This is a genomic window from Haloarchaeobius salinus (assembly GCF_024464185.1).
GTDB classification, from domain to species: domain Archaea; phylum Halobacteriota; class Halobacteria; order Halobacteriales; family Natrialbaceae; genus Haloarchaeobius; species Haloarchaeobius salinus.
Genome location: NZ_JANHAU010000002.1, coordinates 118,383 through 131,556, shown reverse-complemented (window position 1 = coordinate 131,556; position 13,174 = coordinate 118,383). Strand labels below are relative to the sequence as shown.

Genomic DNA, 13,174 nt, shown 5'->3' with positions numbered 1-13,174 from the left:
ACGGCTCTTATACGTATCGGCCTCCAGTATATCTGCAATGAGCGACGCCGACACGAAACTCACCCGCCTGTTCGGTGGGCCGGGGAGTGGGAAGACGACAGCCCTCCTCGACCGCGTCGAGGAACTGCTCGAACGAGAGGACGTCACCCACCGCGACATCCTCGTCGTCTCCTACACCCGCGCCGCCGCCGCCGAGGTCCGCGAGCGACTCGCCGAGCGACTCGATATCAACCCCCGCTCTCTGCAGGGCAACGTCTGTACGATGCACGCGAAGGCGTACGAGCTGCTGAACCTCTCCCGCGGCGACGTCGTCAGCGAGTCCGACAAGGAGGAGTTCTGCGAGGAGTACGGCATCGAGTACGAGGACGAGTACGGCGGCGCGGGCCGCCGGACCGCCCGCTCGACCACCATCGGGAACAAGATTATCGCCACCTCGCAGTGGCTCCAGCGGACCGAGCGCGACGTCGCCGACTGGTACGACGTGCCCTTCCAGTGGAACGTCGAGGAGGTCCGCCTCCCGCCGGATATCGACCCGAACGCACAGGACGGCAACAAGTACACGCCGACGTGGCCCTCGGACGACGACCGCATCGACGTCCCCGAGGTCATCCGCGCCTGGCGGAACTACAAGGGCGAGCACGACCTCACCGGCTTCGCGGACATGCTCGAACGCGTGAAGCAGCGTTCGCTGCTGCCCAGCGTCGACCACCTCGTCATCGACGAGTTCCAGGACATCACGACCCTCCAGCACGAGGTGTACGAGGAGTGGAAACCCCACATGGACAGCGTGCTCATCGCCGGTGACGACGACCAGGTCGTCTACGCCTGGCAGGGCGCGGACCCCGACCTCCTGCTCGAGGCCGACCCCGACGAGGACGTCATCCTCCCGAACTCCTACCGGCTGCCCTCGCGCATCCTGAACGTCGTCAACCGCGAGATCCGCCACATCGACAAGCGTCAGGACAAGGACCTCAAGCCGCGCAAGGAGGGCGGCACCGTCGAGGCCATCGAGAACCCCTCGATGCTCGACCTGGTCCGGAACGTCCGCCGCACCGTCCAGAACGACGACGGCACCGTGATGGTGCTGTTCCGGGCGCGCTACCAGATGTTCCAGTTCATCGACGAGTTCATCAGCGAGGGCATCCCGTTCAAGTCCCTGACCGACCAGCGCATGTGGACCGACCGGCTCGACGACTACGTCACCGCGGTCGAGGCGCTCGACGAGGACGACGACATCAACGGCCTGCAGGCCCGCCGCCTCGCCGACATGCTCGCCGACTCCGCGTTCGGCACGAACGAGCGCGACGACCTGTTCGACGCCATCGACGCCGAACAGGAGGACGCGGGCGTCGAGGACCTCACCGAACTCGACGTCGACCCGAGCCTCGTCACCGACTTCGTCCCGTTCATGCCCGGTCCCGCCTCCGCGTCGGACATGGTCCGGAAGGTCACGTCCTTCCAGCGCAAGTCGATGAAGGCGTACTTCGCGACCCAGGAGTACCGCGGCATGGAGCGCGACGCCGTCCGCGTCGGCACCATCCACTCCGCGAAGGGTCGCGAGGCCGACCACGTGTTCGTCGGCACCGACCTCACCGAGAAGGTCGTCGAACAGATGGTCGCCACCGTCGACGAGGACGCCCTCTCCGACGACATCGAGTTCACGAAGACCACCTCGCCCGTGCCGGTGCTGACCGACAACGAGCGCCGGGTGTTCTACGTCGGGATGTCCCGCGCCCGCGAACGGCTCGTACTGCTCGAGAACCTCGTCAGCGGTGCCCCCACGCTCCCCATCGACGTGCTGTTGAACAACGAGCTCACCGGGGCCACCACGGACGAACTCGCCGAGCTGGCGAGCGAGCCCCTCGAGGCCGCCGACTGACACATGACGCTTCCCGTTCCGTTCGAGCACGTCCGCGAGGAGCTCCGCGACCGCGACGCCGCCGCGTTCGTCCACGTCGGCCGCGAGGACGACCCGACGCTCCGGTACCTCGGCCGCGCCGGCCGCGTCGACGGCGAACTCGCCGTCGTCGTCACCGCCGAGTCCGCGATGCTGCTCGCCGCCGACGCTCCGGCCGCCGCCCGCGAGTCGTTCCCCGGCGACAGCGTGCTCCCCGCCGGCGGGGAGATCCCGACGGGCGAGCGCGTCGCCGCCGTGCTCGACGACCTCGGGCTGTCGGGCACCGTGCTCACCCCGAGAACCGTCCCGCACGACGCCGCGCTCTACCTCGAGCAATCGGGGTACGAGGTCGCGTCCACGGCCGTCGTCGAGGACGCACGGGTCGCAAAGACCGACGCCGAGCGCCTCCGCCAGTCGACGGTGCAGTCCGCGGCCTGCGCCGGGATGCGCCGGGCCGCCGCCGTGCTCGATGCGACCCACGTCCACGAGGGTCGCCTCGACTGGGAGGACGCCCCCCTGACCGCGCTCCGACTCCGCCGCGAGGTCGACGCCGCCGTCGCCGCCGAGGGGATGCTGTCCGGCTACACCGCCATCGGCGTCGACGGCGAGCCCGCGACGCCCCGCTCCGAGACCACCATCGAACCCGGACAGACGGTCGTCGTCGACCTCGCACCGCAGGGCCCCGACGGCTACCACGGCCGGCTCGTCCGCACGTTCGTCGTCGACGGCGACGGCGGCTGGACCCGCCGCGCACAGCTCGCCGCCGAGGGTGCACTCGACGCCGCCATCCCCCAGCTCTCACCCGACGGGGGCGATTCCGTGGTGACCGAGCTCGACGCCGAGGTGACCGCCTACGGCTTCGAACCGTCGCCCGACTCGGGTGGGTACGGCGTCGGCCTCGAACGCCACGAACGGCCCACGCTCGACGCGACCGACGAGCTCCCCGTCGGCGCGGTGCTCGCGCTCGACGTGCGTGTCTCCGACCCCGCAGAAGGCACCGTCCGTCTCGCCGACCTCGTCGCCGTCACCGAAGATGGCGGGGAGTTGCTGGGTGCGTTCCCCCGCTCGCTCTCGCCCTGAGTCGACCGCCCGCGCCGTCTACTCCGCGTCCTCGCCCTCGTCGGGCTCCTTCACCGCCGCCTCGACGACCGTCTCGCCGACGATGCTGCCCGCGTCGAACGGGTTGTCGACGTACCTCTCCATCAGGATCATCAGGATACCGATGCCGATGAGCGCCCCGCCCCAGGTGGTGTTCCCCTGGACGAAGAAGAGGTCGACGCCCGCCGCCATCGCCGGCAGCGCGAACGCGAGCGTCACCAGCAGCGAGAACTGCCCGAAGATGGTCTGGCCCATACTGACGGGACGTACGTCGCCAGCGGAGAAAAAAGATGCTGCTCGGGATTCGTAGCGTCCTCGAACCAGTCGGGAGGCTCTCTGAAACAGTCAGTCACCGGAACACGTCGTACAGCCGGTCGTACGGGCCGTAGTAGATGAACAGTTCGGCGAGCAGGAACAGGCCGCCGACGATACCGGCGACGGCGGCGAGCTGCTGGCCCTGCGGCAGGTCCCAGAGCAGGCCGGCCTCGACGCGGGTGAAGACCGCACCGGCGACGATGAGGAACACGAGGAGCGTGCCGGCGAACAGCCAGAGGCGGTCGGGGTCCGGCGACGCCTCGTCGGCGGGGGTCTCGATGGTCGCGACGTGGTAGCCGAGCAGGAGCGTGACGGCGAAGGCCGCAGCGACGTAGGCGATGTTCGTGAACGGGTCGGGGGGACTGAGCGTCGCCCCGCCGACCGCGGCGGGAGCGATGCCGATCGGGAGCGCCCATCCGAGTCGTCGAAGTCGGGTACCCATCAGGTGGGGCTGGGCGACGGTGATACAAAAGGCTGGCTAGCCGTCGGCGGGCGATTACGTCTCCAGCAGGTCGGGCAGGAGCGTCACGTCGTCGAGGATGGCCTCCGCACCGTAGGCGACGAACTTCTCCTTGCCGGAGACGCCGGAGAGGCCGCCGCTGAGCACGCCGACGGCGTGGTACTCGCGGCTGCCGTCCTCGGCGGCGGCGTTGCGTGCGGTCTGGACGTCGTCGATGGTGTCGCCGACGAAGACGAGCGAGTCCGACTCGAAGCGCTCGGCGAGCGTGACGAGCGCGTGGGGGTCGGGCTTGCCGGCCTCCCAGTCGTCCATCGTGAAGCGGTGCTCGTCGGGGACGTCGAGGCCCACACGCTCCAGCGCGATGTCGGCCTCGGCGGCGGGGCGGCCGGTGACGATACCGACGTTCCAGTTCGCCGTCAGCGTCTCGACTGTCTCGGGAGTGGCGATGATGGGCTCGTCCTCGATGTAGCCCGCGTGGTCCATGTCCGGCTCGCCGCCCTCGAGCTCGCGGTAGCGGTCGCTGCCGAGGTAGAGCTGCTGGAACACGTCCCGCAGGCGCTCGGTGTCCCACGCCCCGTGGACGGCGTCGAGCGCCTTCGCGCCGACCTCGCTGCCGACGACGAGCTCGGCCGCCTCGAGCCCGCCGCCGTGTTCGCGTATCTCGCCGGTGAACTCCTCGAGGGTGAGTTCGAGTCCCTCCCGTTTCGCGAGGACGAACAGCGCGGCCGCGTACGTCAGCTCCCAGTCGTTGTTGAACCCCTCGGCGTCCTTGAACGCCTGCACGTCCGCACGGTCGATTGTCTCGCCGTAGACGTGCTCGACGGCGTCCACGATGGCACGCCGGTAGGAGTCGGAGACATCGACGAGCACGCCGTCGACGTCGAGGACGACCGTGTCCACCTGCATGCCTCGCCATCTGTGCCCCCGGGTAATGGACCTACCGGACGCCCGTCACGGGCGGTCATCACCGTCGTCCGGGTCCGTCGTCGACGACGAACAGGGTGTCGCCCGGAAGCATCTCGGGCGTCGCCGGAACCGCCGTGGGGTCGCCGCCGAGCGTGGTGAGAAAGCAGGCGGCCCCGGCCTCGCGGGCGACCGCGGCGACAGCGCGCTGCAGCTCGGGCGGGCAGTTCAGCGCGTAGACGGCCTCGGCGTCGGCGTACACCGACGGGTCGGGGTCGGTGACGTCGTCGCGGACGAAGCGTACGCCGGGGGGAACCGGTCGGTCGTGGACGTCCGTCGCGGTGACGGAGACACCCCGTTCGGCGAGTCCGCTGGCCACGTCGGCCCGGTTGCCCACACCCACCTCGACGACCCGCTCGAAGCGGGCGAGTCGATCGACCAGCGCGGGGGTCGAGTCGGGGACCACGGCGGGATATTTATAGCCCGGGCAGTCTTACGGTTTTCCATGCTCGTCGACATCGTCCCCGTCGGGGACGTCTCCGCCGCCGTCAAGCGTGCGGCTTCGGAGGGACTCAGGTCGGTGTACGACTGTGACGTGACGATCCACGAGCCACAGCCGCTCCCGAGCGACGCGTACGACCAGAACAGGAAGCAGTACTCCGCCGAGGAGTTCATCCAGCTCGCGGAGCAGGTCGGGACGGGCGAGAAGAACATCGGCATCACGCCGAAGGACCTGTTCTATCGCCGGCGGAACTACGTGTTCGGCCTCGCCTACCTCGACGGGAGCGGGAGCGTCGTCTCGACGTACCGGCTCCAGACCTCCAGCGACGGCGGCTTCTCGAACCGCAGCTCCGAGGACATCTTCGAGGACCGTATCCGCAAGGAGATCGTCCACGAGATCGGCCACACGATGGGCCTCGAACACTGCGACAACAAGCGCTGTGTGATGAACTTCTCCCCGACGGTCCGCGAGGTCGACGTGAAGGAGGAGAACCTCTGTGGGACCTGCCAGCGGAAGGTCCTGTAGATGGACGCGGACCTGCCGCCGGGCTGGGTCCGCGAGTACGAGGGGCGGAACGGTGCCGAGTACTTCCACGAGCCACGCGAGCTGGCACTGAGCATCCTCCCGCGGTACGACTCCCACAGCGGCCGCGCCAGCGAGATGACCGCGAGTGGCTACCTCGTCCGCGTCCACCGGCTGTTCGGCGACGACTACTGGACGCCGCTGACGCTGGGCCGCACGGAGACCCTCGCGGAGGCCAAGGACCTCGCGCTGGCGTACATGCAGCGCCTCCACCGCCAGGGCGGTACCCGCACCGAGGAGCTTGCCGCTATCGCGGGCGTCGCCCCGTACACGGACGACCTGCTCGTCCGGCTCGTCCGCACCCGGAGCGAGTTCGGCCTCCGGACCGTCGCCCACCGCGTGGACGACGCGGTGACCGTGGTCTACGAGCGGGACGGGTCGGACGAGCCGTCGGCGGGCGACGCACGAGCCCGGTGTCGGCGGCTCGGCCGTGCGCTCGACGTGGACGGCACGGAGCCGGCGAGCGTGGTCGTCGCGACCGACGACGAGACGCTCGTCTACGTCGCCCCCGGTGGTGACCCGGCGGACGGGACGCTGTTCGCGTTCGACCCCGACGCACGGCTGGTGCTGCCGGACCTGCTGGACGACCTCGAGGCGCTGCTCGTCCGTCGGGAGCGCGACGGGGACGGTCAGCGCGACGGCAGCGACAGCGAGCGCGACGACGCCCGGTAGCGCTCGACGCCCGCGAGCAGCAGCGAGAAGACAGCGCCGAGCAGCCAGTACAGCTGTTCGGCGACGGCGTAGGGCAGGACGTACTTCGAGACGGCGATGCCGAACGCGAGGTACTCCGAGACGACGTTCGCGTCGTTCATCGAGGACTCGAAGTCGCCCTGGGTGGCCGACGGCCGCGGGTTGCTCCCGTCGCTCGCGGTCGCCGGCGTGGTGACGCGGTCGGCCTCGTAGACCAGGTTGCCGACGTGCACCGCCCAGACGACCTCACCGTCGGGGGTCACCTCCACGACGCGGTCGTTGTAGGAGTCGGTGACGAGCGTGTCGCCGTCCGGGAGCCGGTCGCCGTCGCGCGGCCAGTCGAACTTGGCGCTGCCGCCGACCTCCCAGACGATCTCGCCGTCGGGGCCGAACTCGACGATGCGGTCGTGCTCGCTGTCGGCGACGATGAGCGAGCCGTCCGCGAGCCGGTCGGGGTTGTGCTGCTCGTACAGCGGCCCCTCGTCGTCGGCGTGGAAGTCGTTCGGGCCGACCACGGGCTCGACAGAGACGGAGCCGTTGTCGTCGACGTGCAGGTTGGCGACCGTGTCGAAGTTCCGCAGGCTGATCTGGAACACGCCCGGCTCGACCCGGTCCACGTCGTTCACGTGCGTCCAGTCGCCCTCCGGGCCCATCCCGTCGGGCATCTCGTAGTCGTCCGTGGCGTACCACTCCCAGAGCACGTTCCCGTCGTGGTCGACGGCGAACACGCGGTCGTTGCCCATGTCGGCCATCACGTAGCGCGCCTCGCCATCGACGACGTACCGGTCGGCGTCGTGCAGCTCGTGCTCGTGCTTCTCCACGTCGTACCAGGCGTACTCCCAGACCACGTCGTTCGTGCCGCGGTCGACGTGCTGGAGCGCGTTCCGCACGCAGCCGTCGTAGCCGTCACTGGCGTACGGCTCGGGACATTCCGAGTCGGGGACCGTGGACGCCGTCGACACCTGCACCGTCGACTCGTTCACCAGCTCGAGGTCGAACACGTCGTCGGGCTCGGTGTACTCCCACGCCACCTCGCCGTCGGGCGTGACCTCCAGGGCCTTCCCGCCGTCCTGGTAGCCCTGGACGGCGACGAGCGTGTTGTTCTCGGGCGGCTCCTCGTCGACGGTCAGCACTGGCTGTGTCGGCGTCGTCACGTAGCCGGCGACGGCGACCGCGAGAAAGACGAGCGACAGCACGGCGAACAGACGAGCGCGTCCGCCGGGCGTCCTGAGCTCGGCGGCCGCGGAACGGAGTCGTTGCACGCTCGCGGGGTGGGAGGCAGGGGACGTTAGCGCTTCGGTTCGGTGTCAGTTCAGGTCGTAGAGCGCGCCGTACTTCTCCGTGACGTAGTCGAGGAAGTAGTCGGCGGTGAATCCCTCACCCGTCGCCTCGCGGACGAGGTCGTCAGTGGTGTACAGGCAGCCGTGCTGGTGGACCTGTTCGGTGAGCCACCCGTGGAGGTCCTCGAACTCGCCGTCGCGGGTGCGCTCGTCCAGATTGCCGAGGTCGTCCTCGGCGGCCTCGTAGAGCTGTGCGGCGAGCACCGAGCCGAGGGAGTACGTCGGGAAGTAGCCGAAGGAGCCGTGGCTCCAGTGGATGTCCTGCAGGCAGCCCTCGGCGTCGGTGTCGGGCCGGATGCCGAGGTACTGCTCGTACTTGTCGTTCCAGACCTCGGGGACGTCCTCGACGTCGAGTTCGCCCGAGATGAGCTCGCGCTCGATCTCGAAGCGGACGACGATGTGCATGTGGTAGGTCAGCTCGTCGGCCTCGACGCGGACGAGGTTGTCCTCCTTGACGGTGTTGGCGGCCTCGTACACGTCACGCGGCGTGGCGTCGTCGACCCCCGGGAAGCGCTCCTGCATGGCGGGGAGGAACCGGTCCCAGAACGGCTCGGAGCGGCCGACGTGGTTCTCCCAGAGGCGGCTCTGGCTCTCGTGGACGGTCAGGTCGCGGGACTCGCCCAGCGGCGTGCCGTAGTGTTCGTCGGGCAGGCCGAGGGTGTACGTCGCGTGGCCGAACTCGTGGATGGTCGAGGTGAGCGCGCCGAGCGGGTCCGACTCGTCGAACCGGGTCGTCACGCGGGCGTCGAACTGGTTGCCCGTCGAGAACGGGTGCGGCGCGACGTCGAGGCGGCCGCGGTCCCAGTCGTAGCCGAGCGTGTCGAGTACGTCGCGGGCCAGCTCTTCCTGCGTGTCGGCGTCGAACTCGCCCTCGAACGGCGTCGCGAGGTCGGCGTCGGACGCGCGGATGTCCTCGACGAGCGGGACGAGCTCGTCGCGGAGCTCGGTCAGCGTCTCCTCGGCGGTGTCGAGGCCGAGGTACGGCTCGTAGTCCTCGAACAGCACCGCGTACGGGTCGCGGTCGGGGTCGATGTGTGCGGCGTACTCCCGTTTCAGCTCGACCAGCTCCTCCAGCTTCGGCGCGAAGATGGAGAAGTCGTCCTCCTCCTTGGCCTCCTTCCAGAGCGGGTGGGCCTCGGCGGCGGTCTGGGAGATCGTCTCGACGAGGTCCGTCGGCACGCGGGCGGCGCGCTCGTACTTCCGGCGCACTTCGCGGACGACGGCCTGCTGTTCGGCGTCGAGATCTGCCTCCGCCAGTTCGTCGAGGTAGCCCGCCATCTCCGCGCCGGTGAGCAGCTCGTGGCTCACCGCCGAGAGCGCCGAGAGCTGCTTCGACCGGGCCGGTGTGCCCTCCTCGGGCATCATGACCTCCTGGTCCCAGTTGAGCACCGACTGTGCGCCACCGACGTTCGAGATCCGCTGGACGAGCGTGATGAACTCCTCGTAGGTATCGGAGTGCTGGGCGGCTTCCGTTGCCATGGGTGGCTGTTTCGATTCGGAACCTATGAACTTCCTCATTCCGCGGCGGTGGGTACATACAACGACGCCACGATACGTCCAACCATGCTCGTTCCACTCTCGGTCGCGGACTGCATGACCCGCGAGGTCTTGACGACGAGACCCGAGACGACGGTCCGGGCGGCCGCCCGCGAGCTGTCGGCCGCGGACGTGGGCTCGCTCGTCGTTATCGAAGCCGACGAACCCGTCGGGATCGTCACGGAGACGGATCTGGTCGACGTGCTCGCGGACGCGCTGGACCCGGACGAGGTGACGGTGGGCACCGTCATGGCTGCCGACCTGATCACCATCCACCCCGATGCGACGCTCGAACGGGCGGCGGCGCTGTTCGAGCAGCACGACGTGGAGCGGTTCCCGGTCGTCGACGACGGCGAGCTGGTCGGGATCGTCGCGGTGAGCGATCTCGCGGACTACCTGCCGCACCTGACCGAGCGGCGACGGCGGGTGGACGCGGCGTTCGAGTTCGACCCACACCCGCATCTGCCCGCCGACAGCCCGGAGATGGCGTACGACCACCCGGACTGGGAGTTCGCGGGCGAGGGCACCGCGGACGGGCTGGACGTCGGCGACGTGGTGCGGTTCCGCAAGCGGCTGACGGACGAGGACGTGCAGTCGTTCGCGGCGGCCAGCGGCGACACGAACCGGCTCCATCTCGACGGCGAGTTCGCGGCGCAGACGCGCTTCGGCGAGCGCATCGTCCACGGGGTACTCACGACCGGAGTCGTCTCGGCGGCGCTGGCGCGACTGCCGGGGCTGGTCATCTACCTCTCGCAGGACCTCCGGTTCATGGGCCCCATCGGCGTCGGCGACGTGGCGACGGCGGTCGGCCGGGTGACCGAGGACATGGCGGGCGCGAAGTACCGGCTGGACGTGGCGGTGTACGACGAGGACGGCGAGGCCGCAGTCGAGGGCGAGTCGGTCGTGCTCGTCGACGAACTCCCGGCGGGCACCGACTCGGCGGCGGTGCCGGTCGAGGAGGCCGCCGCGACCGACGACTGAGTCGACGACCGACCTCGTCGCCTACCCGGTCCAGTCAGCCGCGAGCCGCCGGTAGCTCTCGTAGCAGCGTTCGAGCATGTCGAGGGAGACGCTCTCCTCGGCGGTGTGGGCCTCGCCGGGTTCGGCGGGGCCACAGACGACGCAGGCGGTCCCTTCCTGGGCGAGCCAGCCGGCGTCGGTCGCGTGCGGTTTCGTGACGAGTTCGCCCGCGCCGTCCTGCACCTCTCGGACCGAATCGAGCACGGCGTCGGCGAAGGCGTCGTCCGAGCAGCGCATCGGCGGGAGGTCCTGGTCGACGGTCCACTCGACGCCCGCCAGCTCCTCGACCCGGCCGAGGTCGGCACGCTCGCCGGGCACGGTGCGCTCGTCGACGGTCACCTCGCAGGACTCGGGGACGACGTTCCACGCCGATCCCCCGTCGATGCCGGTGACGACGACGCTACCCGAGAGCTCCTCGCCGGCGACGGTGACCGTCGGCCAGTCGAGCTCGCGGACGACGTCCACCGCGTCGCAGGCCCGGTACACCGCGTTCTCGCCCGACTCGGGGACGCTGGCGTGGGCGGCCTCCCCCCGCGCCGTCACGGTGCTCCCCCGCCGACCCTTGTGCGCGACCGCCACGTCGAGGACGCCGGGGTCGGAGTAGCCCGTCGAGCCCTCGGCGACGAGCGCCCAGTCGGGGGCGAATCCGGCGTCGATGGCGTGTCGGGCACCGATGCCGCCGACCTCCTCGCCGACGAAGGAGGCGAAGACGAGCTCGTGGTCGGGCTCCGGCCCCAGCTCGGCGTCGCGGAACGCGAGCAGCATCGCCGCGTCGGCCCCCTTCATGTCGGCGGTGCCGCGTCCGTAGAGCCGGCCGTCGCGCTCCCTGACGACGTAGCTGCCGTCGGTGTCGACCTGGGTCTCGTCCGGCGGCACCACGTCGTGGTGGCCGACGAGCGCGAGCGTGGGTGCGTCGGGGTCGTCGGTCGCGCCGCGCCGGGCGAGCACGTTCCCGCCGCGGTCCGCGTCGCCGGCGTCGTCGCGGGTCACCTCGGCGTCGGTCTCCGTCCGGAGCCACTCCTCGACGAAGTCGCCCGCCGCGGCCTCGCCGTCGTGGCTCGGGATGGCGACGAGGTCGCGGGTGAGTGCGGTGAGTTCGTCCATGGCTCACCTGTGGTCGCCCGGGACAAGAGCGTTGTCGCGGCGGGACGACGCGCCGACGGACCCGACCGGACGACGACTCAGACCCGCTCGTACACGGGCACCTGTTCCTCGATGGGGTCGGTCGAGAGCCGCTCGACCGACTCGGCGACGTGTCTCGCGCTGGCGGCCTGCTCCTCGCTCGCGCTCGCGACCGACTGCGCCTCCGAGGCCACCGACTCGGCCGCGTTCGCGAGCGACTCCACGGTCTCCGAGATCTCGACGACGCTCCGGGCCTGCTGGTCGGCGGCGGCCGCCACCTCCTCCATCCCGTGCGCCGCGTCGTCGACGACGCCCTCCAGGTCGTCGAGGGTGTCGACCGCCGCGGCGACCTCGGCCCGGCCCGCCCGGACGCTGTCGTTCGCGTCGGCGACCGCCTCGCGGGTCGTCGCCGCCTCGTGCTGGAGGGCGTCGGCGGCCGCCGCGACCTCCTCGATGTCGTCGCGGGTCCGGCGCACGAACGTCTCCAGCTCGGACGCGATGGTCTCGGCCGGGCCACCGCCGCCGCCCCGCTTCGCCTCGACCTTCGCGTTCGTCGCCAGCACGGCGGTCCGGTCGACCAGGTTCTCGACGCGGTCGACGACGTCCTCGATGTCGTCGGCGCGGGCCTCGACCGTCTCGGCGGCGGCGAGCAGGTCCTCGGTCGTCCCCTCGACGGATTCGAGCGCGTCGAGGGCGCGTTCGCCCGCGTCGACCCCCTCGCTCGCCTCGGCGGCCGCGCGCTCGCTCGTCTCCCGGACGTCGTCGGCGACCGAGGCGACCTCCTGGGCGGCCGCGCTGACCTCCTCGACGTCGGCGGCCGCTGCAGCCGCACCCTCGGCCTGCCCCTCGGCGTGGTCCCGAATCGTCGTCGCGCTCTCGGCGACGGCGGCGGAGGACTGCTTCAGCTGGACGACGGGGGGTTGGACGTCCCGTTCGACCTCCGTCGCGAGCTCGCGCTGGGCGTCGATGGCGCGCTCCAGGCGCTGGCTGTAGGAGTCGACGTACGTGTCGCTGGCGACCTGCAGGTCGAGGTTGAGGATGCGCAGTACCGCGAGCACGTCCTGCATCCCGTCGTGGATGGCGTCCCGGACGGTGGCCTCCAGCGACTCGTCCAGCCCGTCGTCCCCGTCGTCGCCCCCGAGCCCCCGGAGCGCGCCGACGACGCGGTCGAGGCCGCCGTCGGTCGCCTCGCGTTCCTCGACCCAGTCCTCGATGGCGTCGACCACCTGGGTCTGGACTCGCTCGTCGACCCGCGAGAGGATGAGGTCGTAGTAGAGCCCGTACTGACCCACGTACTGCTTCAGCGGCATGTCGAGTATCTCGTGCAGCTTCCCGATGCGTGCCCGGTTCGTGAAGTAGTCCTCGTCGTAGTCGCCGGTCGCGAGCGAGACGAGGTACGCCTTCTGCGTGCGCTTGAGCTGGTCGACACCCTTCGGCGAGCGCTCGATGACCCGGGTCGTCTGCTCGTACTGCGTGAGGTTGTCGTAGAACGCGTCGGCGATGGCGTCCTGGTTCGCCCGGAGCAACGGTTCGAGGTCGTCGAGGCGGCGTTCGTCCTCGGCGTCGAAGCCGACGAACTCCTTCCGCCACGCGATCTCGTCGTCGTCGAGTCCGATCTCGCCGGTGAGCGAGGCCGCCTCCACGAACCGGTTCAGTCCACCCAACCCGAACTCCTTCGAGGGGTCCATGTCGTGGCCGAACGGGTTCGG

The 13,174-nt window shown here is 70.2% G+C and carries 13 protein-coding genes; 5 read left to right on the top strand and 8 right to left on the bottom strand.

The window, feature by feature from the left end:
* Positions 1-37 precede the first annotated feature (37 nt).
* Both NO345_RS07205 and NO345_RS07200 read left to right on the top strand, forming a co-directional pair.
* Entirely contained in the window at positions 38-1,879 is a 1,842-nt protein-coding gene (locus NO345_RS07205; protein WP_256297855.1) for a UvrD-helicase domain-containing protein, read from the top strand.
* A 3-nt stretch (positions 1,880-1,882) separates the two neighbouring features.
* Positions 1,883-2,977, top strand: a complete 1,095-nt coding sequence (locus tag NO345_RS07200; RefSeq protein ID WP_256297854.1) for a M24 family metallopeptidase — start codon at positions 1,883-1,885, stop codon at positions 2,975-2,977.
* A gap of 18 nt (positions 2,978-2,995) precedes the next feature.
* Here NO345_RS07200 and NO345_RS07195 read toward each other — a convergent pair whose 3' ends face one another.
* From NO345_RS07195 to NO345_RS07180, 4 genes are all read right to left on the bottom strand, one after another.
* Positions 2,996-3,250: a DUF7533 family protein gene (locus NO345_RS07195; protein WP_256297853.1), complete on the bottom strand. Its 255-nt coding sequence runs from the start codon at positions 3,248-3,250 to the stop codon at positions 2,996-2,998.
* 94 nt (positions 3,251-3,344) lie between these two features.
* Entirely contained in the window at positions 3,345-3,752 is a 408-nt protein-coding gene (locus NO345_RS07190; RefSeq protein WP_256297852.1) for a hypothetical protein, read from the bottom strand.
* Between the two features lie 54 nt (positions 3,753-3,806).
* Positions 3,807-4,676 (bottom strand): TIGR01548 family HAD-type hydrolase, encoded by an 870-nt coding sequence (locus tag NO345_RS07185; RefSeq protein WP_256297851.1) that lies wholly within the window; start codon positions 4,674-4,676, stop codon positions 3,807-3,809.
* 58 nt (positions 4,677-4,734) lie between these two features.
* The gene (locus NO345_RS07180) at positions 4,735-5,139 is read right to left on the bottom strand and encodes a UPF0146 family protein (protein WP_256297850.1); all 405 of its coding nucleotides are present in this window, start codon (positions 5,137-5,139) and stop codon (positions 4,735-4,737) included.
* A gap of 39 nt (positions 5,140-5,178) precedes the next feature.
* On the opposite strand from NO345_RS07180, the gene NO345_RS07175 reads away from it, so the two are divergent.
* Both NO345_RS07175 and NO345_RS07170 read left to right on the top strand, forming a co-directional pair.
* The gene (locus tag NO345_RS07175) at positions 5,179-5,700 is read left to right on the top strand and encodes an archaemetzincin family Zn-dependent metalloprotease (RefSeq protein WP_256297849.1); all 522 of its coding nucleotides are present in this window, start codon (positions 5,179-5,181) and stop codon (positions 5,698-5,700) included.
* A complete protein-coding gene (locus NO345_RS07170; protein ID WP_256297847.1) occupies positions 5,701-6,429 on the top strand; it encodes a hypothetical protein in 729 nt (242 codons plus the stop codon).
* Here the strand turns inward: NO345_RS07170 and NO345_RS07165 are convergent.
* Entirely contained in the window at positions 6,387-7,709 is a 1,323-nt protein-coding gene (locus tag NO345_RS07165; protein ID WP_256297845.1) for an NHL repeat-containing protein, read from the bottom strand. The two genes, NO345_RS07170 and NO345_RS07165, sit on opposite strands and share 43 nt — an antisense overlap.
* A 45-nt stretch (positions 7,710-7,754) precedes the next feature.
* On the bottom strand, positions 7,755-9,266 hold the full coding sequence (locus NO345_RS07160) for a carboxypeptidase M32 (protein ID WP_256297844.1): 1,512 nt from the start codon (positions 9,264-9,266) through the stop codon (positions 7,755-7,757).
* An 84-nt stretch (positions 9,267-9,350) separates the two neighbouring features.
* On the opposite strand from NO345_RS07160, the gene NO345_RS07155 reads away from it, so the two are divergent.
* Positions 9,351-10,304: a CBS domain-containing protein gene (locus tag NO345_RS07155; protein ID WP_256297842.1), complete on the top strand. Its 954-nt coding sequence runs from the start codon at positions 9,351-9,353 to the stop codon at positions 10,302-10,304.
* A gap of 21 nt (positions 10,305-10,325) precedes the next feature.
* Here the strand turns inward: NO345_RS07155 and NO345_RS07150 are convergent, their stop codons facing one another.
* Together NO345_RS07150 and NO345_RS07145 are read right to left on the bottom strand one after the other, a co-directional pair.
* Entirely contained in the window at positions 10,326-11,447 is a 1,122-nt protein-coding gene (locus NO345_RS07150; RefSeq protein ID WP_256297840.1) for a M20 family metallopeptidase, read from the bottom strand.
* A gap of 77 nt (positions 11,448-11,524) precedes the next feature.
* Positions 11,525-13,153 carry a globin-coupled sensor protein gene (locus NO345_RS07145; protein ID WP_256297838.1) on the bottom strand — a complete coding sequence of 543 codons (1,629 nt, stop codon included), beginning with the start codon at positions 13,151-13,153 and terminating at the stop codon, positions 11,525-11,527.
* Between the last annotated feature and the right edge of the window lie 21 nt (positions 13,154-13,174).

Excerpts from the sequence above, each read along its gene's own strand:
- NO345_RS07205 (WP_256297855.1), top strand. The coding sequence starts at position 38 with ATGAGCGACGCCGACACGAAACTCACCCGCCTGTTCGGTGGGCCGGGG.
- NO345_RS07200 (WP_256297854.1), top strand. The coding sequence starts at position 1,883 with ATGACGCTTCCCGTTCCGTTCGAGCACGTCCGCGAGGAGCTCCGCGAC.
- NO345_RS07195 (WP_256297853.1), bottom strand. The coding sequence starts at position 3,250 with ATGGGCCAGACCATCTTCGGGCAGTTCTCGCTGCTGGTGACGCTCGCG.
- NO345_RS07190 (WP_256297852.1), bottom strand. The coding sequence starts at position 3,752 with ATGGGTACCCGACTTCGACGACTCGGATGGGCGCTCCCGATCGGCATC.
- NO345_RS07185 (WP_256297851.1), bottom strand. The coding sequence starts at position 4,676 with ATGCAGGTGGACACGGTCGTCCTCGACGTCGACGGCGTGCTCGTCGAT.
- NO345_RS07175 (WP_256297849.1), top strand. The coding sequence starts at position 5,179 with ATGCTCGTCGACATCGTCCCCGTCGGGGACGTCTCCGCCGCCGTCAAG.
- NO345_RS07170 (WP_256297847.1), top strand. The coding sequence starts at position 5,701 with ATGGACGCGGACCTGCCGCCGGGCTGGGTCCGCGAGTACGAGGGGCGG.
- NO345_RS07160 (WP_256297844.1), bottom strand. The coding sequence starts at position 9,266 with ATGGCAACGGAAGCCGCCCAGCACTCCGATACCTACGAGGAGTTCATC.
- NO345_RS07155 (WP_256297842.1), top strand. The coding sequence starts at position 9,351 with ATGCTCGTTCCACTCTCGGTCGCGGACTGCATGACCCGCGAGGTCTTG.
- NO345_RS07150 (WP_256297840.1), bottom strand. The coding sequence starts at position 11,447 with ATGGACGAACTCACCGCACTCACCCGCGACCTCGTCGCCATCCCGAGC.
- NO345_RS07145 (WP_256297838.1), bottom strand. The coding sequence starts at position 13,153 with ATGGACCCCTCGAAGGAGTTCGGGTTGGGTGGACTGAACCGGTTCGTG.